The sequence below is a fragment of the Hymenobacter busanensis genome, assembly GCF_008727865.1.
Classification (GTDB): Bacteria; Bacteroidota; Bacteroidia; order Cytophagales; family Hymenobacteraceae; genus Solirubrum; species Solirubrum busanense.
The window spans coordinates 314,714-341,644 of record NZ_VTWU01000006.1; the positions used below are offsets into that span (position 1 = coordinate 314,714).

The following is a 26,931-nucleotide window of genomic DNA, read 5'->3' on the forward strand; positions in this document are numbered from 1 at the left end:
CCGTTGCGTTTATTACGCGCCGGAGCCGCTTCGGCCACCCGCTGCCGCCCACAACCCGCCGAGCTTATGCAGATTTCCACGCCGGTAGAACAGGTGCTTCAGGAGCTGGACGTGAACCCCGCCACCGGGCTGACGGAGCAGGAAGCCGCCGCGCGGCTCGTACAGCACGGCCCCAACAAGCTGCAGGCCCGCCAGAAGAAAACCCTGCTGCAGCTGTTTCTGGCGCAGCTCCGCGACGCCCTGATTTACGTGCTGTTTGCGGCGGTGGCCATTACCGTGTTCATGGGTGAGTACGTGGATGCGCTGATTATTCTGGGCGTTATTGTGCTGAATGCGGTGCTGGGCGTGGTGCAGGAAGTAAAGGCCGGCAATGCCATTGAGGCGCTGCAACAACTGGCTTCGCCGCGGGCGCTGGTGCGGCGCGGCGGGCAGGCCCACGAAGTGGAATCGGAAGGGCTGGTGCCGGGCGACATTGTGCTGCTCGACGCCGGGCGGCTGGTGGCAGCCGATTTGCGGCTGCTGGAGTCGGCCAACCTGCAAATCGAAGAATCGGCCCTGACCGGCGAGTCGGTGCCGACGACCAAGGACGCGCACGCCACCCTCGACGATCCGCAAACGCCGCTCGGCGACCAGGCCAACGCGGCTTTCATGTCGACACTGGTTACCTATGGGCGGGGCACGGGCGTGGTGGTGGGCACGGGCATGAACACGCAGGTGGGCAAAATTGCGGGCTTGCTCGGCGCGCAGCCGGCCAGCAAAACGCCCCTGGAAAAGCGGCTCGACGAGCTGGGCAAAACGCTGGGCAAGGTTGCCGTCGGCATTTGCGTGGTGATGTTCGCGCTGGCCGCCCTGCGGGGCCACGATTTGGCCAGCACGTTTCTGCTGGCCGTGTCGCTGGCGGTGGCCTCCATTCCCGAAGGCCTGACGGCCATTGTGGCGGTGGTGCTGTCGGTGGGCGTCACGGCCATGGCCCGCCACCACGCCATCATCCGCAAGCTGCCTGCCGTGGAAACCCTGGGCTCGGTAGACATCGTGTGCACCGACAAAACCGGCACGCTAACGCAGAACAAGATGACCGTGACGCGCTACTATGTGCCCGGCGCGGGCGAGGCCACCGTGGAAGCCACGGGCACCACCGGCTCGAAGGACGCCCGCCGCTTGGCCGAGGCCCTGATCCTGTGCTCGGATGCCACCTACGACCACGGCGAAGGCACCGGCGACCCGACCGAAATTGCCCTGCTCGTGTTCGGCGACCAGCTGGGCCTGGACCGCCGCGCGCTGGCGGCCACCGAAAGCCGGGTGAGCGAGCGGGCCTTCGACTCGGACCGCAAGCTCATGTCGACCCTTTCCGACAACGGCGAGCTGCGCGTGTTCACCAAGGGCGCCATCGACAGCCTGCTGCCGCGCTGCACCCACGTGCACGAACACGGCCAGGCGGTGCTCCTCACCGATGCCCGCCGCGCGCAGGTGCTGCAAGCCGCCGAAGCCATGTCGGAGCAGGCGCTGCGTACCCTGGCCGCCGCCTACAAGCCCGTCGAGGAGGTAATCGAGCCGGAAAGTATGGAGCAGGACCTGGTGTTGCTGGGCGTGGTTGGCATGATCGACCCGCCGCGGCAGGAAGCCCGCGACGCCATCGGCCGGGCAGCGGCGGCGGGCATTACCACCGTCATGATTACCGGCGACCATAAAAACACGGCCTTCGCCATTGCGCGGCAGCTGGGCATAGCCGACGCCCCCGGCCAGGCCGTGACGGGCGAAGAAATCAACGGGTTTCCCGACGCGGAATTTGCGCAGCGCGTGGCGCAGTACCGGGTGTTTGCGCGGGTGTCGCCGGAGCACAAAGTGAAGATCGTGAGGGCGTTCCAGGCCGGGGGCAACATCGTGTCGATGACCGGCGACGGCGTCAACGACGCCCCTTCGCTGAGCGCGGCCGACATTGGGGTGGCCATGGGCATAACCGGCACCGACGTGGCCCGCAACGCCGCCGACATGATTCTGACCGACGACAACTTCGCCACCATCATTGCCGCCATCGAGCAGGGCCGCAACATCTACAACAACATCAAGAAGTCGGTTATTTTCTTGCTGGCCAGCAACATGGGCGAAGTCGTAGCCATGGTGCTTTGCATTCTCATTGGCCTGCCGGCGCCGCTCATTGCCACGCAACTGCTCTGGATCAACCTGCTCACCGACTCGCTACCCGCCGTGGCCCTGGGCATGGACCCCGGCGACCCGGACGTGATGCAGGAGCGGCCGCGCAACCCGCAGGAAAGCTTTTTCGCGCACGGCGCGGGCTGGCAGGTGGTGCTGGGCGGCGCGCTCATCGGCCTGCTCACCATGGCGGCGTTCTGGTACGGGTACTACGAGCACGACTACAGCCCGTACGACCAAGCCATTCCAGCGGCGGCGCACGAGTACGCCCGCACCCTGGCGTTCATGACCATCATTTGCAGCCAGCTGCTGTTCGCCCTTTCGTTCCGCAGTTCCACCAAGTCCCTCTTCCGGCTGGGCCTGCTGAGCAACAAATACCTGGTGGGTGCTGTGGCGCTGGGGCTGGGGCTGCAACTGCTGGCCCTCACCGTACCGCCGCTGCAAAAAGCCTTTAAGCTGCAGATGCTGGACGCGCGCGGCTGGCTGGTGGCCATTGCATTCGGCCTTGTTCCGCTGGCTATGAGCGAAGTATACAAGGCTATTGCCCGCGCGCGTGCCGCCAGGCAACAAGTCGGATAACTCGGCGCGGCGGTGGGGCTGCACCTACTTGGCAAACCCCAAAAACGGCGTGAGTTCCCCCGAATACGTGAGCGTGAGCTGGTGCATGGCGCGGGTACAGGCCACGTAGAGCATGCTTTTATCGACCTCCGTTTTGTAGCTGCGGGCCGAGGCAAACGGCACCACCACGGCGTCGAATTCCAGGCCCTTCGCCAAGTGGGCGGTGGTGATGATAACTCCTTCCTTGAAGGTCGTGGAATCCTCGGTGAGCAAATGCACGCCCGCCGCCTGCAGCACCTGGTGCGCCTGTTCGGCTTGCCGCAGGGTTTTGCAGATGATGCCCAGGGAATGAAGGCCGGAGCCTTGAAAGTTCGTCACCAGCTGCCGAATGGCGGCCAGCTCCTCGTCGGGGCTGCCGAAGTGCACAACGCTGGGCTCCGGCCCGTGCCGCTCCAGCGGAATGATGTGAGGATTGGGCGTGATGCGCTGCGCGAAGCTTGTAATTTCGATGGTCGAGCGGTAGCTGCGGTAGAGCCGGACCACCTCGGCTTGCGGAAACACCCGCTCGATGGTTTCGGCCGAAGAGGCGCTGTAGGGGTTCACCGTCTGGCTAACGTCGCCGAGAATGGTTTTGCGGCAGTGAAACAGGCGCGACAAGACGGCATACTGCACCGGCGTGTAATCCTGCATTTCGTCCACCAGCAAGTGCTTCACGTGGTCGTAGCCGGTGAGGCCTTCCAGGCGGATGCGCAGGTAGATCAGGGCAAATACGTCGGCGTATTCCAGGTGCAGGCCGTGGTTGAGCCGGAGCAGCTCGGGCCGGCCCAGCCAGCGGTAAAAGTCGCGGTAGAGGTCCAGCACGTTGCTGAACCGGAACATGCGCGGAATGCCTTCCCCAATGGCGGCTTTTTCCCCGCCCGTAAGCTTCCGATCGGCTTTGTCGCGCACGTAGGCCCGCACGTCGTTAGCCACCTGCCCAAAGCGCTTGAGCAGCGGCACGCGGTGGTAGGCCTTGAACTTTTGCTGGATAAACACACCGGGCACCACGGTGCGGCCCACTCGCAGGTCGGCCACGCTGAAGTAGTTGTTCTCGACGTGGAGCAGGTACTGGTTGAGCTGGCTCAGAAACTCAAACGACGACTTGAACCGGATCCGCTCGATGAACGCGGCATCGTGCTGCTCCAGCAGCGCCGATACCTGCTCGAAAAATGTCTGGAACGTGAACCGGTTGTCGAGCAAATCGGCCGCCAGCTCTTCCATGCCCATTTCGGGCAGGTGCTCCTCCCCTAGCTCCGGCAACACGTTCGAGATGTAGTCGGCGAAGACCTTGTTAGGCGAAATGATGAGGATGTCTTTGGCGGCAATCGTGTCGCGAAAACGGTAGAGCAGAAACGCAATGCGGTGCAGGGCAATGGAGGTTTTGCCCGAGCCAGCCACGCCCTGAATGACCATCACCGACGCCTCTTCGTTGCGGATAACCGCGTTCTGGTCGCGCTGAATCGTGGCGACGATGTTCTTCATCTTATCGTCCGACGACTTGGCCAGCTCGCGCTGCAGCACGTCGTCGTGGATGTTCACGTCGCTATCGAGCATGAACTCCATCCGCCCGTCCCGAATCTTGTACTGCCGCTTGAGCTCGATGCGACCCTGAATGGGGCCCGAGGGCGTGGTGTAGGTGGCGTCGCCCAGCTCGAAGTCGTAGAACAGGGAGGAGACAGGAGCGCGCCAATCGTAAATCAGGTTTTGGCGCTGCCGCTCGTCCAGAAACGAATGCACGCCAATGTACACGGGCACGGCGGCTTGGTTGGGAGCGGCAAAATCGATGCGGCCGAAGTACGGCGACTGAATGAGCTTGAGCAGCCGGCGCTTGCGGCCCACGGCGGCTTCGCCCGTGAAGGCCATGCGGTCGATGGACTGGCCGGCGGCCACCATGTCGGCGTCGTCCATGCCCGACTGGTGCTCGTGGATGTACTGCTTTTTCTGCCGCAGCTCGTCGGAAAACTGCCGCACGGCGTCGTCGATCCGCTTGATGGCGAGGGTCAGCTTCTCCTTGATTTCTTCCAGGTATTCTCGTTCTTCTTGTTCGGTTGCGTTCATCACCGGCAGCTCTTAGGGAAAAAGGACCGCAAAAGTGCCTGCAAATTTCGGCATGAAGAACTTCCTCCTTTTCGTCGCGCAGCGTTCGGCCGCATGCGCGTTGCGGCCTAGCAGCCGCTCAACACGTGGTGCAGCCGTTTCACGCCCGGTGCAGTGGCCCGAATACCCTTCTCCACGGGCCTTGGGCAGGAAGAAAACCAGGCCCCTACCAGGCCTGCCCTACTGAAAGCCCTTCAGCATTTTGTAAAACGCCTCGGCGTACGTGTCGCTGATGGGAATGATCTGGTCGGCAATCTGAATCCGGTTTTTCTCGATGTGGTCAATCTTGTCGATAGCCACCAGGAAGGACCGGTGCACGCGGGCAAAATCCTGGGCGGGCAGCAGCTCTTCCAGTTTGGCAAAATTCAGCAGCGTCATGATTTTCTCTTCCGTGGTATGAATCCGCAGGTAATCTTTCATGCCCTCCACGAAGAGAATATCCCGAATAGCCAGCTTTTGAATGCGGTGGCCCACCTTGATAAAAATATACTCCTGCTCGTTTTTGGGCTCCGGTTTTTCCTCTTTTTTCTCGGTGATATATAGGGGTTTTTGCTCCTGGTAGAGACGTAGAACGGCTTTGTAAAACCGCTCAAATGTGAAGGGCTTCAACAGGTAGTCTTTCACCTCCAGCTCATACGCTTTCAGGGCGTACTGATCATAGGCGGTGGTCAGAATGATCGAGGGTTTGGGGTTCAGCATCGGAATGAAGCTGAGTCCGTCCAGATCCGGCAGGTTGATGTCCAGAAACAGCAGGTCGGGCTTGTTTGCCTGCAAATGCCCGGCCGCTTCCAGAGGGCTCAAGTAGCTGCCCTTTAGCTCCAGGAACGGGACTTTGCGGATGTATTCTTCCAGCATCTCCTGGGCCAGGTACTCGTCTTCAATGATGCAGCAGCTGAGCGTTGATTTCATGGGCTGGTACGTGAAGGCCGTGGATAGTGAGCAGGACCGTAAAGGTTTCGCCGGTGTCCTGAATGGTTAGCGTATGCTGGCCGGGATACTGCAACGCCAGCCGTTTCCGCACGTTGGGCAGCCCGATGCCGCCGGGCTCTTCCAGCGGATGAGCCGGCTTTCGTCCGATGGGGTTCTGCACGCTGAAGTGCAGGACATCTGCTTGTACTTCAACCCTCACCTTCAGGTCGCCGGGCTCCAGGCGGGCGGGGCTGTGTTTGTAGGCGTTTTCCAGCAGGTGGATGAACAGCAGGGGGGCAATGTAGCAGGCGTCCGTTTCGCCCTCAATCTGCAGGTCCACCACCGGGCTGGGCTTGTACCGCAGCTGCTGCAAACTCACGTAGTCCTGCACGTAGTCCATTTCCCGGCTCAGCGGCACCGTGGCCGCGTTGGACTCGTAAATCATGTAGCGCATCAGCGAGGCCAGCTGCATGACGGCTTCCGGGGCTGCCGCGGCCTGCTTATACACCAGCGTGTGAATGTTGTTGAGCGTATTAAACAGGAAATGCGGGTTGATCTGGGATTTTAAATAATGTAATTCTGCCTCTACGGCCTGCTTTTCCAGCTGTTCTTTTCGGATGGTATTGAGCACCAGATTTTCGGTAACCCGGGCCAGCCAGCTCAGGAAGATAAAGATGGCCGCCGTGACCAGGTGCATGAAGTAAATCCCAACATCGAATAGCTTTTGGTAGAACAAAAAAAACGGCACAGGCCCGCTTATAAAAATTGCCGTCAGTTTGAGCCAATAGTCTCTTCCTTTCCGCTTGCCGGCATACTGGGTTAGCAGGTAAAAGTGCAGGTAAAAAACATACAGGCAGGTTGCTATAAAGCCCGTGGCAGTGGTGCGCCAGAGGGCGTCGGAGTCACTATTGAGCTGCAAGCCGGCCACCAGGGTGAACAAGACCCAAACGCCGAGGTGAATCAGCCAGAAGATTTTTTTGACGCGCTCCATACCACAAAGGTGGGTTTTCTGGTCGGGCCCGGCCCGCCGCCCTCGACCAGATGCTCCTTCCAATCTACGAGTGGTGGAAAGGAGCCGGCCGGCGCTTTGGCGGAAGGAAAACCGCCTTTGGCCGATTACTTCGCCGCATCAGCATAACGGGTTTCGCTTTCCGCTCGGGCAACGAGTGCTTCGGCCTGAAATAGCGAAAGAACGCACCGAGCCCGGTGCTTTCCTCCTGTCAGCCGACGAACCGAAGCAAAACCAAACCAATGGAAAAATACCCGAGTGGCCTGACCATCCGCAACGTCTCGAAACGATATGCGAATGGCGTGCAGGCCCTGCACGATGTGTCGCTGGATATTCCACCGGGCATGTATGGGCTGCTGGGCCCCAACGGCGCCGGCAAATCGACCCTGATGCGCACCCTGGCCACGCTGCAGGAGCCGGATACCGGCCAGCTGCGGCTGGGCCACCTCGACGTGGTGCACCAGAAGGAAGCGGTGCGCCAGACGCTGGGCTACCTGCCCCAGGAGTTTGGCGTGTATCCCAAGGCCAGCGCGGAGGAGCTGCTCGACTATTTCGCCGTGCTGAAAGGCATTACCGACCGGGCGACGCGCAAAGCAGCCACCGAGGCCCTGCTCAGGCAAACCAACCTCTGGGACAAGCGCAAGCAGCAGCTGGGCGGCTACTCGGGCGGCATGAAGCAGCGCTTCGGCGTGGCCGTGGCTTTGCTGGGCACCCCGCGGCTGCTCATCGTCGACGAGCCCACGGCGGGCCTGGACCCGGCCGAGCGGGTGCGCTTCCTGAACCTGCTCAGCGAAGTGGGCGAAACCGGCGTGGTCATCCTCTCCACCCACCTCGTGGCCGACGTGGCGGAGCTCTGCACCCGCATGGCCATCATCGACCGGGGCCGCATTCTGCTCGAGGCCCGGCCGCTGGAGGCCGTGGCCGCCCTGCACGGCCGCATCTGGCGCCGGCTGACCGATAAACCCGCCCTGCCCGCGCTGGCGCAGCAGCACCGGATCATTTCGGCCAAGCGGCTGAGCGGGCGCACCCTGGTGCACGTGTACAGCGAAGCACTACCCGGCCCCGGGTTTGAGCCGGTGGAGCCGGACCTGGAGGACGTGTACTTCAGCGCCCTGACGGGCTGCCTCGGAGCGGCCCGTCAGCAGCCGAAAGCGGCGGTAGGGCTATGAAGTTCTGGGCAATATTTCGCTTCGAGTTTACTTACCAGGTGCGCCGGGTCACCACCTGGCTTTACTTCGCGGTGCTGCTGATGCTCGCGTTTCTGATTGTCATCGGCAATTACGCCCCCGATGCGCGGGACGGGTATTTTTTAGTCAACGCGCCCATCGTCATGGCGTCCGTCACGGCTATCTGCAGCGTGAAGTGGCTGCTGGTCGGCGCCTCGGTGGCGGGCGACGCGGCCGCCCGCGACGTGCAGACGCGCATGCATCTGCTCACCTACACTGCCCCAGCCAGCAAGGCCGCCTACCTGGGCGGGCGGTTTCTGGCGGCCTTCGCCCTCAGTCTGCTCATCCTGCTCGGCATCCCGGCGGGCCTGCTGCTGGCACTGCACTTTGCCGGCATAGAGTCCGACATTCTGGGGCCGTTTCGGGCGTCGGCCTACCTGACCACCTTCGGCTTTATCGCGCTGCCCAACGCCTTTTTCGCCACGGCCATTCAGTTCTCGGTGGCCACACTCAGCCGCCGGGCCTTGGCCAGCTACCTGGCCGGCGCGGCCCTGTTCGCGGCGGCCTACCTGATCTGGCCGCTGCTGCCGCAGGTGGGAAAATGGGGCAATCTGGTCGATCCGATGAGCTTTGGCCCCATCCTGGACCATGTGTCGAATGACTGGAGCCCGTTGGAGAAGAACACGCGCCTGCTGCTGCTGGAAGGGTCTTTTCTCACCAACCGCCTGCTGTGGCTGGGCATCTCGCTGGGCATGCTCGCGTTTACCTACTCCCGGTTTCAGCTCGCATTACCCGAATCAGGTCAGAAAGCGAAACCGGACAACCAGCCCCAACCGGCTGTGGTGGCTTGGCCGAGCCTGAACCGGGAAGCCCAAAACGCGCTGCCGCCGGCCCGGGGAACGTACGGCGCGGCCACGCAGCTGCGCCAGTTGCGCCTTATCACCTGGAAATCCTTTTTGCAGCTGGCCAGAAGCCGCGCCGGACTGCCCCTGCTGGCCGGCCTGGCTCTGTTGATTGGCATGACCATCCCCGGCAACCTGAAGGGTCGCGGCACGCCCCTGCTGCCCCGCACCGACTTTGTGCTGGAACACCTGACCGCGCCCCTCACGCAGCCGATGTCGTTCTGGATTATCATCGTCCTGCTCACCGTTTTCTACGCCGGGGAGCTGGTGTGGCGGGAGCGGGAAGCCGGTCTGAGCGACATTGCCAACGCGGCACCGGTGTCGGAATGGGTGCTTTTCCTAAGCCGGTTTCTGGCCCTGGCCCTGGTACTGGTGCTGTGGCTGATCCTGCTGATGACGACCGGAATAGCCGCGCAGGCGGCCATCGGTGGGGCTACGCCCGAAATCGGGCTGTACCTGCAAACCTTCTTCGGGCTGCAGCTGGTCGATTGCCTGCTCTTCGCCCTGTTGGCCCTGCTAGTGCACGTACTGGTGAATCAGAAGTTCGTAGGCCATCTGGTGGCGCTGCTGGCCTACGGCTTTATTGCCTTCGCGCCTACTCTGGGCGTCGAGCACAAGCTGCTCGTCTTCGGCGCCAGCCCGCGCTGGACGTATACCGACATGGCCGGCTTTGGGCCGACCCTGACGCCCTGGCTGTGGTTTAAGGGCTATTGGATAGCCTGGGCGCTGCTGCTGGCGGTGGCGGCGGTACTCTTTTGGGTACGCGGCCGGGAGGGCAGCGTGGCCGCCCGGCTTCAGCTGGCCCGCCGGCGCTTCAAGGGTTCCACCGCCGTCTTTTCTACGGTGGCCGGAGCCGGCATCCTCGGGTTTGGCGGTGTCATCTTCTACAACACCAACGTGCTGCACGGCTACACCAACTCCGCCGCCGCCACGGCACAGCAGGCTGCCTACGAGCAGCGCTACCGCCGCTACCAGCACGCGCCTCAGCCCCTGCTGACCGGCATTAACCTACGGGTAGAAATGTACCCCAGGCAGCAGGCGGTGCACATACAGGGCACTTACCTGCTGGTGAATAACCAGCAACTACCCATCGACTCGGTTCAACTGGGAACGGGCGCGGACGTAGAAACGGACTCAGTCAGCTTCGACCAGCCCGCGAAAGAAGTACTCGTAGATGCGAAGCTTGGCCACCGCATGTATGCCCTGGCGCAGCCCCTCCGCCCCGGTGATTCGCTACGCCTGAACTTTCAGGTTACCTATAAAGCCCGGGGCTTTTCCAACAACGGGGCCGACGGGCAGGTGCTGGCAAACGGCAGCAGCTTCCGGAACCTGGAATGGCTGCCAGTTATCGGGTACCAGCCGTACCGGGAGCTGGACGAGGCCGGCGCCCGCAAAGCCCACGGCCTGCCCCCCCGGCCCGCCACCTATTCGCTCCACGACGCGGCGGCCCGCCGCTACGCCCCGTTTACCGAGCAGATCCGCTTTGAGGCCATCGTAGGGACGGACGCGGACCAGACGGTGGTGGCTCCCGGCACCTTGCGCCGGACCTGGGTCCAAGCCGGCCGCCGCTACTTCCATTACGCCACCGAGGCGCCCATCCGCAACGAATACGCCTTCTTCTCGGCCAATTACGCGGTGCAGGAAGGCCAATGGCGCAATCCGGGGGGCGGCTCCGCGCAACAGGTGGCCATCCAGGTGTATTATCCGCCGGGACTCACGCTAAACCCGGCGCGAATGGTCCGGAGCGCCCAGGCTTCACTGGACTATTACAGCAAGCAGTTCGGTCCCTACCCGCACCGGCAGCTCCGCTTTGTGGCCCATCCCAGCTACGCCTTCGGCCACCACGCCGCCCCCATCGACATTACGGCGGAGGAGGGCTTTTTTCTGCTGAATCCGAAGGCGGACGAGCGGGGCTTCGACCTGGTAACGGCCGTGGTGGCGCACGAGGTGGCGCACCAGTGGTGGGGCAACCAGCTCAAGCAAGCCTACGTGGAGGGCGCCGGCCTGATTTCGGAAAGCCTAGCCTGGTACTCGGCCATGGGCGTGCTGGAGGATAAATACGGCCCCGAACACCTGCAGCGGCTCCTGAGCTTTCTGCGGGAAGAAAACGAAACCCCGCGCACCCGGGCCGCCAAGCCGCTGCTGCAGGCCGACGACTTTTACCAGAACTACCGCAAAGGCCCCCTGGCCCTGTACACGCTCAGTCAGTACCTAGGTCGGGGCCGGGTAAACGGGGCGCTCCGGAACCTACTGGCGCACCACCGGCCCGGGACGCTCCCCCACCCCACTTCGCTGGACCTGTACCGGGAGCTGCAGCAGGCCACGCCCGACTCGCTCCAGCCGCTGCTCCACGACCTGTTCCGGGCCAATACCTTCTGGGAGCTGCAGACCGAAGCCGCCACGGCCCGGCAAATTAGAGGCGGCCGCTGGCAGGTGAAGCTCACCCTGCAGGCCCGCAAGCTGGTGGTAGACAGCGCCGGCACCGAGACGAAGCTACCGATGCAGGAGTGGGTGGAAATTGGCGTCTTCGCCCCGGCCGAAGCGGGCAAGGAAACGGGCAAGCCGCTCTACCGGCAAAAACACCGGCTCCGATCCGGCAAGCAGACCGTCGTGCTGACGGTACCTGCCCGACCCGCCAAAGTCGGCGTTGATCCGCGCCAGTTATTGATTGATTGGAATCCGATAAACAACTACAAAGTGCTGCAGTTGAAGGAGTAATACTTCACGGGCTTTTCGTTTTTTAAAAGTGGTTATTACTGTCTTGCTATGGAAAATAACCAAGTGGGGCATCCAAAGGGCATGACGTATATCATGCCCTTGTTCTCCGCTTCCCTGGCTCGGCTGGCGCGTTTTCCGCTCCCGGCTGCCGGTCTCCTCATCGCCTTGCTGCTTGTGCCCGGCCGCAGTACAGGGCAAGCCGGGCCCGACTCGTTGGCGCCCGTGTTGCGCCACTACCAGCCCCTGCCCTTGGCCCTGCCGGAGGTCCGCGTGGCCCTGGGCGAGCGGGGCACGGTGCACCTGCCGCCGCAGGCCACCCACCGGCGCACCGGCACCAAGGACTCAGAGCGAGGCGAGCTGCGCCTGGCCGGTGGGCTGCTCGTGGGCTACGACATCGGCCCGATGGCCGGCACGCACGTGAGTGCCTACAACCGCGGCGGCGACCGGTTCCCGGAGGGCAACCCCACCCCGTTCAGCGCCTACCACGAGCGTACCCTCGGCCCGCTGCAGGCCACGCTCGGCCTGCGCCCCAGTCTGGCGGGCCTGAATGCGGTGGCTACCCTGCAGGCAGCCGGCCGGCCGCTGGACGACGCCGCCGCCGCCTTCCCCGCCAATTTCTGGGCCTTGGTGCACACCCAGACCGAGCTCGAGCAGTTTCTGGCCCTCGTGTTCAGCTACCGCCCGGTAGCCAAGCCCTGATCCAACCACGCGAACGAACGGGTGGCTCCAGCAAATGGGCACTTCGTCAAACGAGCGTCATTATTAACGCTATTGCCGAGGTGAACGGCCGTTTGGGGAAACGAGCCGACTGCGCGTCCGCTGCCAGCGGCTTGGCTGGGCTTCCCGGCGTCTCGTTGCGCGCTCAAACCTCCTACGCCGACACAGCTGCAGCACGGAACGGAAGCCAGCCTGCGCCTTACCCTCTCCGAGGCGCCCTAGAGCCGGCATGTCGCGTTGTTACTTATCAGCCCCTGGGCTGCGGCGGCTTGACGTGTCGTTTTTCTGAGTTTCCCCTCCGCTTTTGCGCCCCTGTAACCGATCCAATAGTCCCTTTTTACAGACAGAACTGCGCGCCGTACACGCGCCCAACCAATGGCGGCGGGCCCTATCGGGCCCAACAAGAACGGGCCACGCTGGCCAAGATTTCCAGCAAATACCGGTGCGCTTTTACCGTGGGTTCGACCGAGCACTGTTGGGCCTGAAAATGATGCCTACGTTCATCTAACCAGCTAACCTGGCGGTACGGGCCGTGCTGCACCCGCCCGCCCGAAGGAATGCCAGGGCGTACTTCTGGCTACCTGAATGCCACGGCTTCCCCAATCCCCGTACATAGATTAATTCAACGGTTCCATCTACCCAATGCATGATTCGCCTATACCTGTACCGCTTCGCTCCCTACCCGCTGATGCCCTGTTAGGCGATTTGCTGGCTGTGTCAATGACTGGGCTGATATTCTACACGCCTGTTTACGACCCGGCCGGCTCGGGCGCGATTGTGGACTTCCGCTTCGAGTACCTCAACCCCGCGGCCCAGCGCATGATGGGCATGCCGGAGGTGCCCGCCGTGACCCACAACGAGCAGTGGCCCCACAGCAAGGCCCACGGCACCTTCGATTTCCACGTGGCGGCCTACGTGACGGGGGAGCCCCGCGAGTACAACATCAACTACCAGGCCGACGGCTACGACAACTACTACCGCCTGGCCGCCCGCCGCTCCGGCGACGGGCTCTGGGTCAGCTTCACCGACACGGCCGACCAGCCCCGCTCCCCCGTGGAAATGGCCCTGCGCGAGGCCCAGGCCGCCGAAAAAGCCGCCCGCGCCGACGCCGAAACCCAGCGCCAGCGCTTGTACCAGGTGCTCATGAACCTGCCCGCGCAAGTTGCCACCTACCACGGGGCCGAGCACGTGTACACCCTGCTCAACCAACGCTATCAGGACTACTTCCCCCGGCATACCCTGCTCGGGCGCTCCGTCCGCGAAGCTTTACCGGAAGCTGCCCACCAAGGCTTTTTCACCCGCCTCGACCAAGTCTACGCCAGCGGGGAGCCCGCCTATGGGGTGGAGCTGCCCGTACGGCTTGACTTTGCCGGCAGTGGCCAGGCTCAGCTCATTTACATCAACGCCTTTTACCTGCCCCTGCGCGACGCGGCCGGCAACGTAGACGGCGTCCTCGATTTCTCCTACGACGTCACCGAGCAGGTGGTGGCCCGCCAGCAGCTGCAGCTGCTCAACCAGGAGCTGGAAACCCGGGTGCAGGCCCGCACCCAGGAAGCCGAACGCGCCCGCGCCGACGCCGAAGAGCAGCGCAACCGCCTCGAACGCCTTTTCAGCCAAGCCCCGGCCCTCATCAATATCTTCAGCGGCCCCGACCACGTGCTCACCATGGTGCACCCCGCCACCGAGCAACTGTTGCCGGGCCGTCCTTTGCTGGGTTTGCCGCGGCGCCAGGCCCTGCCCGAATTGCCGGAAGCCCTGCACGAACCCTTGGACCGCGTGTACCGCACCGGCGAGGCACTGCACGAGCACGAGCGCCTCACCCGCCTCGACCGTTTCGGGACTGGTGAGCTGCAGGACCTGTACCTTGACCTGGCGTACCAGCCGCTGTTTGACGCCGCCGGGCAGATCGAAGGCGTGATGAGCTTCGCCGTTGACGTGACAGAGCGCGTGCAGGCGCGCCTGCAGAACGAGGCCCTGCAGGCCGAAGTGGCTGCCGCCACCCAGCGGCAGGTGCAGGAGCGCGAAGCCTTGCTACACATCCTGGCCTACACGCCCGCCGCCGTGGCGCTGCTGCGCGGCCCCGAGCACCGCTTCGAGTACGTCAACACGGCCTACCAGCAGCTGTTCCCCGAGCGGCGGCTCACCGGTCGGCCCGTGGCCGAAGCCCTGCCCGAAACCGAGGCGGCCGGCTTTCTGGCCAAGCTCGACCACGTGTTTCGCAGCGGCGACACCTTCTTCGGCACGGAGCTGCCCATGCACCTGCAGCCGGCCGATGGCCCGGCCCGGGTAGTACACTATACTTTCACCTACCAGGCCTACCGCGAGCAAGACGAAATTGCCGGCGTGTCCATCTTTGCTTTCGACGTGACGGAACAGGTGCGCGCCCGCCGCCAAGGCGAGGCCGAGCGTCAGCAGCTGCAGCAGCTGTTTATGGAGGCCCCGGCTCCCATCGTCATCCTCGACGGCCCCGAGTTGGTCTTCCAGCTCGTCAACCCGGCCTACCAGCGCGTGTTTCCCGGCCGCGCGCTGCTGGGCAAGCCCGTGCTGGAGGCCCTGCCCGAAATTGCCGAGGCGCTCATTCACCAGCAGCTGCGGCGCGTGTACGACACGGGCGACACCCTGGTGGCCCGGGAAATGCCCCTGCAACTGGCCCGCCACGACGACGGCCCGCTGGAAGAGCTGTACTTCACCTTTACCTACCAGGCCCGCCGCAACGCCGACGGGGTGGTTGACGGCGTGCTTGTGTTTGCCCACGAAGTGACCGACCAGGTGCAGGCCCGACGTGTGGTGGAAGAAGGCGGGCAGCAGGCCCGGGCTCTGGCCGAAGAGCTGGCCGCCTCCAACCAGCAGCTCGTGCGCACAAACGCCGACCTAGACAACTTCATCTACACCGCCTCCCACGACCTGAAAGCACCCATCAGCAACATCGAGGGGCTACTGAATCTGCTGCAGGAGGAATTGCCTGCCAGCGTGGTGGCTGAGCAGCACGTGGCCGCCTCTTTGGCCCGCATGCTCGATGCGGTGGAGCGCTTCAAGCGCACCATCGACCACCTGACGGACGTCTCCAAGCTGCAGAAGGAGCACGACTCGGCGGCCACCTCGGTCGACCTGGCCGCGGTGGTGGAAGATGTGCGCCAGGACCTGCTGCCCCTCATCCACAGCACGGGTGCCAAGCTCGTGGTGGACGTGTCGGCCCAACCGCCCGTTCAATTCTCGCAGAAGAATCTGCGTTCGGTGGTCTACAATCTCTTGAGCAACGCCCTCAAGTACCACTCGCCCGACCGGCCGCCCCACGTGGACGTGCGGGCCCACGTGCGGGCGGGCTACACCGTGCTGGAGGTGCACGACAACGGCCTGGGCATCGAGCCGGTGTACTGGCCGCGCCTGTTCACCATGTTTCAGCGCTTTCACACCCACGTCGAGGGCTCCGGCATTGGCCTGTACATGGTCAAGCGCATGGTCGACAACGCCGGCGGCCGCATCGAGGTGCACAGCCAGCCCGGCGCCGGCACCACGTTTTTCGTACACCTGCCCAAGGCGACGGGCCCGGCGGCCTGACGCAGTTCTATTCGCTTTTTTCTGCTGCCGTGGCCGCCCTTTCCTGTACCTTGCTCGTCGACGTCGACGCGCCGACCAACTACCTCAACCAGGCGCTGCTGCGGCGCATGACCGTCACCGGCTACGTGCTGGTGGCCACCCACGGCCAGGAGGCGCTGGACGTAGCGCCCGGCCCTGATTCTGCTCGACATGAAAATGCCGCGCGTGAACGGCCTGGAGTTTCTGCAGACGTACGCATAGTACCCGCCTGTCGAGCCCCCCGCCGTGGTCAGCATCCTTTTCACCACCTTGCTGAATCCCTCGACGTAGCCCGCATACAGCGCCTGCCTATTGCCGGCTACCTGACCAAGCCCCTGACCCTGGAAAAGGTCGACGGGATATTTCACGAGCATTTTTCCTTACCGCCCGCCGCGGGCTAGACTGCAGCGGCTTAGTTGCCTCTCCTATGCTGACGCCTGCCGACTGCCACGCCGTGGATGCGGAAAACCAGGTCCTGCGAGCCGAAAACCAGCGGCTGCGTGCGTGCCTGGCGGACGCGCAGGCGCGGCAGGCCAACGCCGACGACAAGGATGGGCGCCAGGCCCGCTTCCGCACGGTGTTCGAAAACTCCCCGTTTGGTCAGAAAATCATCACCCCGGACCTGATCATCCGCCAGGCCAACCGGGCCGTGGCCCAGATGCTGGGCGTACCGGACGCCGCGGCGTTGCTCGGCCGCCAGATTCTGGAATTTGCTCACCCCGACCACCGTGCCGATTGGGCGTTTCTGCAGCAGCGGCTGTGGAACCACAAGCTGCCGTATTTCACCCTCGAAACCTGCCTGATGCGACCGGACGGCTCCTCGTTCTGGTGCCAGGTCACCTCCATCCGATTTCCGGATGCGGGCCAGGAGCTGGGCTATACTCTGCTGGAGGACATCAGCGAACGGAAAGCCATTGAGCTGTCGTTGAAGCGCCTTTACGACGCGCAGGAAACCATCCTGCACTTGGTCACGCACGACCTGAAAACGCCCATTGCCCACATCCAGCTGCTGACCGATTTGCTGGAGCGCCAAGGCACCGGGGCGGCAGGGTTGGCGGCCGACACCCAGCACTACCTGGACCTGATTCGCCGGGCGTGCCGCGAAGCCGACAAGTTGCTCAAGGATGTGCTCATGCTCGGCTCGCTCGATGCCCGGCACCTGCCCAAGTGCCCCACAGACCTATGCGCCCTGCTGCACGAGCGGCTGGCCGCGCACAAGCTGGCAGCGCAAGCCAAAGGCCTGGCTCTGGTGCTAAACGCCCCCGCGGCGGTGCATGCCAACCTCAACGCCGACGCATTTGGGCGGGTGGTCGACAACTTGGTCAGCAATGCCCTGAAATTTACCCCGCCCGGGGGCTGTGTAAGCGTGGGGGTGCGGGAGGAAGCAGGCGTGATTTTGCTGACCGTGCGCGACTCCGGTATCGGCATACCCGCCGCGCTGCAGGAGCAGCTGTTTGAGAAGTTCAGCGCCGCGGCCCGCCCCGGCGTGGCCGGCGAGGCCAGTACGGGCCTGGGGCTGTTCATCACCAAGCAAATTGTGCAGCTGCACCGCGGCAAGCTATGGGTAGAAAGCCGCGAGGGCGAAGGCTCCTGCTTCTTTGTGGAACTGCGCTAAGCGGGCTGCGCAGTGTCGGCGCAACCCCGATGCCCGCCTGGGCAAGCAAGGCGGCCCACCGGCTACGGCGCACCCGCGTGCTTTCGACGGCGGCGCGCCGCTGGGCTTCGCTGAAACGGTACGTGAGCCGAAAAACGTGAGGCGGTCAGTCCGCCGCCTGCTGCTCCAGTTGTACCTCCAATTCGTCAAGCGTCAGCTCGCCGGCGACGAACTCGGCCAGCAGCTGCTGCTCCGGTACCAGCGGTTCCAGGCGCGTGCCCTGCGCCAGACGCAGGACAAAGGCTACCGCCTGTTGACGCTGCACGGGGCTGGAGAGAGGGGCATCGGTTTGCATACACAAAGCTCGCAGCTAGGCCGCGCAGGGGCAAGCTCGACTTAACGGATTTTGGCACAGATAAATACGGATTTTGAGGCGGATTGCCCGCTCCCCGAGGTGATAGACACTTACGGGCAGCTACCAATTGGCAAGCGGCATGGCTACCAGGCGGCAGCTGCCCGTATACCCCACAGACTATTTTCGTGACTCATGCCGCAAGAGCCCCCTTCCGCCCCCGCCGCCGTGCCGGAGGGCCCCAGCACCGGGGCCGCCCCGCGCCCACCCCAGGACCCCTATGAGCAAAGTCAAGCCCGCTTCCGCACGGTGTTTGAAAACTCGCCGCTGGGCCAGAAAATCATTACCCCCGACCTGACCATCCGCCAGGTCAACCAAGCGGTGCTGGCCATGCTCGGCTTTACGCGCCCCGAGGAACTGGTGGGCCACAAAATCATCGATTTTGCCCACCCCGACCACCGCGCCGACTGGCAGGAGCTGCAAGAGCGGCTGTGGACGCACAAACTGCCGGCCTTCACGCTCGAAACCTGCCTGATGCGCGCCGACGGCTCTTCCTTCTGGTGCCAGGTGCACTCGGTGCTGTTTCCCGACGAAGGCGGCGAACTGGGCTACACAATCCTAGAGGACATTTCCGCCCGTAAAACCCTTGAAGCCACCCTGAAGCGCCTCTACGACGCGCAGGAAACCATTCTGCAGCTGGCCACCCACGATTTGAAGGGGCCTATTGCCCACATCGAGCTGCTCACCGACCTGCTGCAGCGCGAAGTAGCCAGCCGCAGCGGGGCGGCCCCGCCCCCGCCCGAGATGGTGCACTATCTGGCCTTGATTCAGCAATCCTGCACCCACGCCCACGCTTTGTTGCAGGACGTGCTCTACGTGGGCGACCTGGACGAGCACGGCATGCAGAAGCGTCCCACCGACCTAAGCGCCTACCTGACCGCCCAGCTGGAGCGGCACCGGCTGGCGGCGGAGGAAAAGGGAATTCGGCTGAAGCTGGACCTGCCGCCGGCTGCCCTGCACACACGCCTGCACCCCGATAAATTCGGCCGGGTGCTCGACAACTTGCTCCACAACGCGCTCAAGTTCACGCCGGCCGGCGGCACCGTTACCGTCGGGCTGCGCGAGCAGGGCGGCAAGCCCCTGCTCACGGTGCAGGACACGGGCATCGGCATTCCCAGCAAGCTGCACGGCAACCTGTTCGACAAATTCAACCCCACCCGCCGCGCCGGGCTGCAGGGCGAAATCACCACCGGCCTGGGCCTGTTCATTGCCCGGCAAATCGTCGAGCTGCACGGCGGGGCCATTTGGCTGGAAAGCCGCGAGCAGGAAGGCACCACCTTCTTTATCGAGCTGCCCTAGCCCCCTATACGCCTTGGCGCTACCTTTGTAGCCTTTCCCCTTGGGCCCACGCGCGGCATTTTGCTGGTTGTCGCCAGCGCCCCGTTATCGATGAAAAAGCTCTCCAGCGTGCTGCTGGTCGATGACGACCCGCTCACCAACGACCTCAATGAGCGCCTGCTTCAGCAGCTCCACGTCGCCGACCGCTACCTCGCCGTCACCAACGGCGAAGCAGCCTTAGCCGCCCTGCAGGACCTGGCGGCCGATGCCAACCCCAGCAGCCCGGTCTTGGTGTTACTCGACGTCAAGATGTCCGGCATGGACGGCATGGCCTTCGTGGAAGCGTACCAGCGTCTGCCCGTAGCCGCGCAGCAAACGGTTGTGATTGTGCTGCACACGGCTTCCATGAGTTCGGCCGACCTGGCCCGCATCGAGGCCCTGCCCATCGCCGGCCTGGTCAGCAAGCCCCTGACCAAGGAAAAGCTCGACACCATTCTCAAGCTGCACTTTCAGCGTCATTTTCCCTCCGATTGACGTCCGCCGGCCCCCGCGCGCAACCCAAGCACGCATACGCCCGCGCCGAACTTTAAAGCCTACCGGACCCCGGTAGGCTTTTCTGTGTAGTACACTAGCTGAAAGAGAGGAATGGACTCTGCCCATCCTTCTTAGTAGCCCATGCATAAGAGCCGTTTCAGGAAGGCCTACATCATCGACATCCTACTCATGTAGGGATGGAAACAGGACCCAGCCTTTGCGGCAATTCGACTTTTCATATAGTACTTATCAACAAGCGTTTATAAGTCCTGTAGCAGCAGCTAGGGTTTTTCGACTGACGAAATAATTTACAAGCAACAGAGCCAGTTAGCACTAAAAATACCTGGATCCGGGTATTGGATGGACAACTATTGTGTCGGAACCTTTGAGTTGGCTTTTTCCGGACTCGCAAATGATTGTACCCTTTACACACAAATACACCAATCGATTAAGTCGGTACGCGGTGATGCTGCTGATGCTTTTGTTGGCAGTACCGGCCTGGGCTGGCTCCCCAGCCGGACCCAGCAATGAATCCGGCACCAACACGCCTTCCCTCGGCCAGGCACTTAACCCAGACGGCACATTGCGGGCGGGCATTAACGGCTCGTTTGATGCCCGTGCTTTCACAATGGCCGCAGCACCCGATGGCCGGCCGGTATTTCGACCAACCAGTGCCTACAGTACTCAAGGAACAGGCGACGAAAACTGGCAGGACGGCTTCGGTATCCGCGGGGCCAACGCCGCGGTGCAGGCCGTAGTACAGGTAGGCACCGATACCTACGTAGCCGGGGGCTTTACCATAATAGGTAATGTGGTAGCCAACCGCGTGGCGAAGTGGAACGGTACCACCTGGACCAGCCTCGGAACCGGCACGGCCAATGGCGTGGGCGGCACCGTGAATGCGCTGGCCGTGGACGGCAGCGGTAATGTGTACGTGGGCGGCAGCTTCACTACCGCCGGTGGCAACCCCGCCAGCCGGGTGGCCAAGTGGAACGGCACCACCTGGAGCACCTTGGGCACCGGAGCGGCCGAAGGCGTAGGCGGAACCGTGAGTGCACTGGCCGTGCAAGGCACGAATGTGTATGTGGGCGGCAGCTTCACGGCAGCTGGCGGTAACCCCGCCAACCGGGTGGCCCGCTGGGACGGCAACGCATGGCAGACGCTGGGCAACGGCACCGTCGCCACCGACGGCACGGCCAACGGCGTGGGCGGCACCGTGAATGCGCTGGCCGTGGACGGCAGCGGCAACGTGTACGCCGGGGGCACCTTCAGCACCGCTGGTGGCACCGCCGCGCGCAACGTAGCCAAGTGGAACGGCACCACCTGGACCAGCCTAGGCACCGGCACTACCGCCACCGACGGCAGCGCCAACGGGGTCAACTCTTTGGTTTATGCCCTCGCAGTGTCGGGGAGCGATGTATACGTGGGAGGTGCATTCAGCACCGCTGGTGGCACCGCCGCGCGCAACGTGGCCCGCTGGAATGGCACACTTTGGAGCAGCCTGGGCACCGGCACCACCGCCACCGACGGCAGCGCCAACGGGGTGAGTTCTTTGGTTTTTGCTCTCGCAGTGTCGGGGAGCAATGTATATGTTGGCGGACTTCTCTCGACGGCAGGCGGCCTCACGGCTACCCGCGTGGCCAAGTGGAACGGCTCGGCCTGGAGCAGCCTCGGATCCGGCACCGCCAACGGCGTGAACAGCACCGTGCAGGCCCTGGCGCTGAATGGTACTAGTGTATTGGTGGGCGGTTTGTTCGCCACGGCCGGTGGCACCACCGTCAACCGCCTGGCCCGCTGGGACGGAACCAACTGGAACCCCTTTGGCACGACTACCGCCAACGGCATATTTGGGGGGAGTATTAACGACATCCGGGCAGTAGCCGTGAACGGGGCCGATGTGTATGTGGGCGGCCCCTTTACCCAAGTGGGTGGCGTGGCAGCCAACTACGTGGCCAAGTGGAACGGCACGGCTTGGAGCAGCCTGGGCACCGGCACGGCCAATGGCACCGACGGAATTGTGGAGGCGATGGTCGTGAGCGGCACTACGCTCTATGTGGGCGGCCGCTTTCTCAACGCCGGCGGCACCGCAGCCAGCCACGTGGCCCGATGGAACGGCACGAGTTGGAGCGCCCTAGGGGCGGGCATTGACGACGGAGCTAACGTTTTTGTGAATGCGCTTGCCGTGATTGGGTCTAACCTCTATGTAGGCGGACAATTTACCGCAGCCGGCGGCGTGACCACCACCAACGTGGCCCGCTGGAACGGTACGGCATGGACCAGCTTGGGCACCGGTGCCGACGAGGGAGTAAACTCCCTCGTCCTCGCTTTTGGCGTCCGCGGCACCGACCTTTACCTCGGCGGCGCCTTCAGCATGGCCGGCTCGCTGGATGCCAACCACGTAGCCCGCTGGAACGGCTCGGCCTGGAGCAGCCTGGGCACCGGCACGGCCAACGGCATCGACTTGAGCGGCCTAGTAGAAGCTTTGGTGGTGAACAGCACCGACGTGTACGTGGGCGGCACCTTCACTGCGGCCGGGGGCAATCCGGCCAATAACGTAGCCCGCTGGAACGGCTCTGCCTGGAGCAGCCTGGGCACCGGCACCGACGGCCGGGTGCAGGCCCTGGCCTTAAATGGCACCGACCTCTACGCGGGCGGCGAGTTTACCCAGGCCGGCGGCACCGCCGCCAGCCGCATTGCGAAGTGGAACGGCGGCACGTGGAGTATGCTCGGTACGGGCCTCAACAATGCCGTATATGCACTGGGGGCTACCCCCGGCGGCAACGTGTACGCCGGCGGCCCTTTCACCGCCGTCGGCGACGGCAGCAAGGTCAGCTACGGCTTTGGGGTGTACGAGCCGGTCAGCACGGCCTTCGCCGTCACGGGCTTCAGCCCGGCAAGTGCGGCTGCCGGGGCGGTGGTTACCATCACGGGCACCAACCTGACCGGGGCCACGGGTGTGCGTTTCGGTACGGGCGCGCTGGCCCTGCGCTTCACCGTGGTCAATGCCGGCACCATCACGGCCGTAGTGCCAGTGGCGGCGGCATCAGGCCCCATTACCGTAAGCACAGCCACGGCAGTGGCCAGTAGCCCGGCCTCGTTCACCTACGCCCCCATGCTCGATGCCCAGGTCAGCCTGAGCCCGGCTGGCCCGCTCAGCGCCTGCGCGCCCCAAACTCTGACGGCCACGGGCACCCGCCCCGGTTTCGCTCCCGGCGGTACCGGCTTCAACGACGCCGTACGCGCCTTGGCCGTGCAAACCGACGGCAAGGTGCTAGCCGGCGGCACCTTTACCCAATTCAACGGCGCTTCGCAACCCTACTTGGTTCGGCTCAATGCCAACGGCACGCTTGACAACACATTCAATGCAAGTGTGGCTGGGGTGAACAGCGAGGTGCTGGCCCTGGTAGCGCAGCCCGATGGCAAAACCCTGGTGGGCGGCGCCTTTGGCAGTTCCGGTGGAATTGGTACGGGCAAGCTGCTGCGGCTCAACGCCGATGGCACCCTGGATACCTCGTTCAACATCGGCAACGGCTTCGATGGCGTGGTATGGGCCGTAGCCCTGCAGCCCGACGGCAAAATTCTGGTCGGGGGCACGTTCGGCACCCTCAACGGGGTGGCCGTGCCCGTGGGCCTGGTGCGCCTCAACGCCAACGGTACCCGCGACGCCACCTTCAACCCCGGCGGGCTGGGCGTAGACGGAGGCATCCTCGCCCTGGCTTTGCAGGCCAACGGCAGGATTGTGGCCGGCGGTGAGTTCAACACCTACAACGGCGCGGCCGTGGCTCACCTGTTGCGCGTGAATGCCGACGGCAGCCGCGACCTGACCTTCGACAGCAGCCCGTCCGTCATCAACAACCGGGTATGGGCCGTGGCAGTGCAGCCCGACGGCAAGGTGCTGGCCGGCGGCAGCTTCAACTTCAACACGCTGGCTTCCGACCACCTCGTGCGCCTCACCGCCACCGGGGGGCTCGATAATACCTTTAACGTCAACGGGGCAGGCTTTGCCAACGACGGTTTCAACAACGTGGTCTGGAACGTGAGCGTGCTGGCCGATGGCAAAATCCTGGTTGGTACCCCAGCCAATAGCTACAACGGGGCTACCGTGCCCGGCGGCCTGCTGCGGCTGACGGCCGCCGGCCTGCACGACAACACCTTCAACACCGGCGGCACCGGCTTCGGACTTGCCGACGTGTTTAGCATTGCCCTCCAAGCCGACGGCAAGGTGCTGGCCGGGGGCTCCTTCCTGAGCTACAACGGGGTGGCCTCGGCGCCCGACTACCTGGCCCGCGTTCAGGCCGATGGCAGCCTCAACGCCACGGCCACGGCCCTTTCCGGGGCCACGTTCACGTTTACGCCCGGCGGCAGCACTACCAATCCGCTCACTACGAACACGGTCGGCTCTTATTCGGCCACGGCCACAGTGGGCAGCAGCACCTCGGGGCCATCCAATACGGTGGTGCTGACTTCGTGCCCCGCGCCTACCCTGACCTCGTTTACGCCCACCAGCGGCCCGGTTACCACCAGCGTGCAGCTCACGGGCACCAACTTTACCGGAGCCACCGCCGTGGCCTTCAACGGCACGGCGGCGCCGGGCTTTGTGGTCAATTCCAGCACTCAGATTACGGTGAGCGTGCCGGCCGGGGCCAGCACAGGTCCCATCTCGGTAACCACGCCCGGGGGCACGGCCACGAGCACCGGCAGCTTTACGGTATCGGCCGGCTCGGCCCCGGTGGTGGTAAGTGTGGGCGTGCCGGCTTCCCAGAATTATAAACTAGGCCAGTCCTTGGCCTTTTCGGTCGTATTCGATGCGCCGGTAACCGTGAGCGGCACTCCTACCTTGGACTTGGTAATGGGGTCTTCTTCCGTACCGGCTACATTGGTAAGCGGCAGCGGCACCGCAACCCTACAGTTCAGCCGCACCGTGGCCAGCACCGACCTGGACCTGGATGGTATTACTTTGGCCGCTGCCACGGCCTTGAACGGCGGCAGCATCGTGAGTAGCGGCGGCGTAGCCGCCAACCGGACCCTAAACGGCGTTCCAGCGACGAGTGGGATTAAAGTAGACGGCGTGCAGCCCTTCGTGGCGGCTTCGACCCGCTTGCTGCCCACTACCACGAGTGCTACCGGCCCGGACGTGACGTTCCGGGTGGTGTTCAACGAGGCCGTAACCGGCGTGGCCGCCTCCAGCTTTGCGGCAGTGAGTACGGGCGGCGTGGGCGGCACGGTGAGCGGCGTGGTGCCGGTAGCGGCTTCGGGAGGCACTACCTACGACGTAACCCTGACCGGCATCAACGGCGACGGTTCGGTTCGGCTGGCAGTTCCCGGCACCGGCCCTTTGGTACAGGACTCGTTTACAAATGCCTACTTGGCCAGTGCCTCGGTGAGCGGCGAAACCTATACCATCGTCCCCGGCAACCTGCTGGTAAGCACACCACAGAACGTGAGCGGCATGTACGCCAACGTGACGGTGGCGGCGAGCGGCGTAGCCACCCTCACCAGCAACCTGACAGTAACCAATGAATTTACCGTGCGCTCGGGCGCCTCGTTGTTGTTCCGGGAACCTGGCAGCGCTCTTAACCGCGCCACCACCGGCGACCCATGCAACATCGTAAGCGGAGCGGGACGCTTTGTGCTGGAGCCGGGCGCGACGCTGGGCATCTGCGACCCCAACGGCATCAGCCAAAGCGGGGCCTCTGGAGCCGTACAAGTGACGGGCACCCGCAGCTTTTCCGACCAAGCTCACTACCTATATAACGGCGACGCAGCCCAAGCCACCGGCGACGGTCTGCCAGCCACGGTGGCTAGGCTTACGGTTGGCAACGCAGCCGGCGTAACGCTAACCAATGCTGCAACAACCGTTTCGGGATCTTTGAATTTGACCAGCGGCGGCCTGACGGTGCCGGCAGCCAAAACGCTGACCGTCGGCGGCGCCACCGCCACTACAGGCGCCTACATCATTGGCGGAGCCGGCTCGTTTGTACTCAGCAGCGGGGCCGTTTTCAAGACCGGTAACGCGGCTGGCATCAGCGCCCTCGGCACAGCTACGGGCGCGGTGCAAACCACAACGGCCCGCTCCTTCAATGCCGGGGCCAGCTACGAGTACACCGGCCCGGCCGCCCAAATTACCGGCTCCGGCTTGCCGGGCACCGTGGCCAACCTGACCATCAACAACGCAGCCGGCGCAACCCTCACCAACGACCTGACAACCACCGGGGCCCTGACCATGACGAGTGGTGTGCTGACCACCGGGGCCCGCACTATCACGCTGGGCAGTTCGGCTACGCTTTCGGAACAGGAAACGAGCTACGTGCTGGGCAAAGTAGCCGCGAACCGCACGCTGGCCCCTGGCTCGGCAGAAGCCTTCGGTGGGCTTGGACTGTCACTGATTCCGGCCAGTAGCTCCTCCGCTCCCGGGGCAACGCTAGTGACGCGCACCACCGGCACGGCCCTCGCCGGGGCAGGCACGAGCCGGAGCATCTTGCGTTACTTCGACATCCAGCCCGCAGTTAACACGGGCCTGAACGTGACGATGAACTTTGGGTACTTCGCTCACGAGCTCAACGGCATCCCAGCAGCCAATCTGGCTCTGTTCAAGTCGGTGAGCGGCGGTACGCCCTGGATTCCGCAGCGCGGCACCACAGCCGGCCCGAACGTAGTGACCAAAACCGGCATTGCCGACTTCTCGGTTTGGACGCTGGGGAACTCGGCCAACCCGCTGCCCGTGGAGTTAAGTGCTTTCACGGCCACGCCCGAGGGCAACTCAGTCGTGCGCCTGTTCTGGGCCACGGCCTCGGAGAAGAACAGTAACCGCTTCGAAGTGGAGCGCAGCCCCGACGGCCGCACATTTGAAGCTATCGGAACGGTGGCCGCCGCCGGCACCAGCAGCACCCCTCATTCCTATCGGCTGGTCGATGCGAAGCTACCAGCTGGCGCGACGCTGCTTTACTACCGCCTGCGGCAAGTGGACACGGACGGCACGTTTGCCTACTCGCCGGTGCGCACCGTGGCACTGGGCTACGCGGGTACCGGGCTGACGTTGTTTCCTAATCCATCCGGCGTGGGCGCCACTACGCTTACTGGCGCAGCACCGGGCACACTGGCCGAGGTAATCGACGCGCTCGGCCGCCGTGTGGCCTCAGCGGGGGTCGACACCAGCGGCAAAGCAATACTGACTTTACCGAAGGGTTTGGCCGGCGGCCTCTACATTGTGCGCAACGGCACGCAGGCCTTACGCTTGGTAGTGGAATAACAGCACGTCATAGTCCATCTGA

At 63.9% G+C, this 26,931-nt stretch carries 15 protein-coding genes; 11 read left to right on the plus strand and 4 right to left on the minus strand.

Translation table 11 applies throughout. The features are described 5' to 3' along the window. The first annotated feature begins 66 nt into the window (after nucleotides 1-66). A complete protein-coding gene (locus F0P96_RS17160) occupies nucleotides 67-2,730 on the plus strand; it encodes a cation-translocating P-type ATPase (RefSeq protein ID WP_151080152.1) in 2,664 nt (887 codons plus the stop codon). A gap of 24 nt (nucleotides 2,731-2,754) precedes the next feature. Here the strand turns inward: F0P96_RS17160 and F0P96_RS17165 are convergent, their stop codons facing one another. From F0P96_RS17165 to F0P96_RS17175, 3 genes are all read right to left on the minus strand, one after another. After that, nucleotides 2,755-4,806, minus strand: a complete 2,052-nt coding sequence (locus F0P96_RS17165) for a HelD family protein (RefSeq protein WP_151080153.1) — start codon at nucleotides 4,804-4,806, stop codon at nucleotides 2,755-2,757. A gap of 219 nt (nucleotides 4,807-5,025) precedes the next feature. Further along, nucleotides 5,026-5,754 (minus strand): LytR/AlgR family response regulator transcription factor, encoded by a 729-nt coding sequence (locus F0P96_RS17170; protein ID WP_151080154.1) that lies wholly within the window; start codon nucleotides 5,752-5,754, stop codon nucleotides 5,026-5,028. After that, nucleotides 5,723-6,451: a sensor histidine kinase gene (locus F0P96_RS17175; protein WP_235917506.1), complete on the minus strand. Its 729-nt coding sequence runs from the start codon at nucleotides 6,449-6,451 to the stop codon at nucleotides 5,723-5,725. The genes F0P96_RS17170 and F0P96_RS17175 overlap by 32 nt, the downstream gene beginning before the upstream one ends. A gap of 344 nt (nucleotides 6,452-6,795) precedes the next feature. Between F0P96_RS17175 and F0P96_RS21065 the strand changes: the two genes are divergently transcribed. The 7 genes from F0P96_RS21065 (at nucleotide 6,796) to F0P96_RS17205 (ending at nucleotide 17,457) form a co-directional block, all read left to right on the plus strand. Continuing rightward, nucleotides 6,796-6,939: a hypothetical protein gene (locus F0P96_RS21065; protein ID WP_160619883.1), complete on the plus strand. Its 144-nt coding sequence runs from the start codon at nucleotides 6,796-6,798 to the stop codon at nucleotides 6,937-6,939. 66 nt (nucleotides 6,940-7,005) lie between these two features. Then, a complete protein-coding gene (locus F0P96_RS17180; protein ID WP_151080156.1) occupies nucleotides 7,006-7,932 on the plus strand; it encodes an ABC transporter ATP-binding protein in 927 nt (308 codons plus the stop codon). Then, nucleotides 7,929-11,549 carry an ABC transporter permease/M1 family aminopeptidase gene (locus F0P96_RS17185; RefSeq protein ID WP_151080157.1) on the plus strand — a complete coding sequence of 1,207 codons (3,621 nt, stop codon included), beginning with the start codon at nucleotides 7,929-7,931 and terminating at the stop codon, nucleotides 11,547-11,549. Before F0P96_RS17180 ends, F0P96_RS17185 begins: the two co-directional genes overlap by 4 nt. A gap of 48 nt (nucleotides 11,550-11,597) precedes the next feature. Further along, the gene (locus tag F0P96_RS17190) at nucleotides 11,598-12,248 is read left to right on the plus strand and encodes a hypothetical protein (protein ID WP_160619880.1); all 651 of its coding nucleotides are present in this window, start codon (nucleotides 11,598-11,600) and stop codon (nucleotides 12,246-12,248) included. A gap of 738 nt (nucleotides 12,249-12,986) precedes the next feature. Next, nucleotides 12,987-15,824 (plus strand): PAS domain-containing sensor histidine kinase, encoded by a 2,838-nt coding sequence (locus F0P96_RS17195; protein ID WP_160619878.1) that lies wholly within the window; start codon nucleotides 12,987-12,989, stop codon nucleotides 15,822-15,824. A gap of 29 nt (nucleotides 15,825-15,853) precedes the next feature. Continuing rightward, nucleotides 15,854-16,243: a response regulator gene (locus F0P96_RS17200; protein ID WP_160619875.1), complete on the plus strand. Its 390-nt coding sequence runs from the start codon at nucleotides 15,854-15,856 to the stop codon at nucleotides 16,241-16,243. A 26-nt stretch (nucleotides 16,244-16,269) separates the two neighbouring features. Further along, a complete protein-coding gene (locus tag F0P96_RS17205) occupies nucleotides 16,270-17,457 on the plus strand; it encodes a PAS domain-containing sensor histidine kinase (protein ID WP_151080161.1) in 1,188 nt (395 codons plus the stop codon). A 145-nt stretch (nucleotides 17,458-17,602) separates the two neighbouring features. Here the strand turns inward: F0P96_RS17205 and F0P96_RS17210 are convergent, their stop codons facing one another. After that, on the minus strand, nucleotides 17,603-17,791 hold the full coding sequence (locus tag F0P96_RS17210) for a hypothetical protein (protein ID WP_151080162.1): 189 nt from the start codon (nucleotides 17,789-17,791) through the stop codon (nucleotides 17,603-17,605). Nucleotides 17,792-17,983: 192 nt separating this feature from the next. On the opposite strand from F0P96_RS17210, the gene F0P96_RS17215 reads away from it, so the two are divergent. From F0P96_RS17215 to F0P96_RS17225, 3 genes are all read left to right on the plus strand, one after another. Beyond that, nucleotides 17,984-19,147, plus strand: coding sequence for a PAS domain-containing sensor histidine kinase (locus F0P96_RS17215; RefSeq protein ID WP_151080163.1), 1,164 nt, complete (start codon nucleotides 17,984-17,986; stop codon nucleotides 19,145-19,147). Nucleotides 19,148-19,237: 90 nt separating this feature from the next. Further along, nucleotides 19,238-19,660 carry a response regulator gene (locus F0P96_RS17220; RefSeq protein WP_151080164.1) on the plus strand — a complete coding sequence of 141 codons (423 nt, stop codon included), beginning with the start codon at nucleotides 19,238-19,240 and terminating at the stop codon, nucleotides 19,658-19,660. 412 nt (nucleotides 19,661-20,072) lie between these two features. Beyond that, complete coding sequence (locus F0P96_RS17225) at nucleotides 20,073-26,909, plus strand: hypothetical protein (RefSeq protein WP_151080165.1); 6,837 nt, start codon at nucleotides 20,073-20,075, stop codon at nucleotides 26,907-26,909. Nucleotides 26,910-26,931 lie beyond the last annotated feature (22 nt).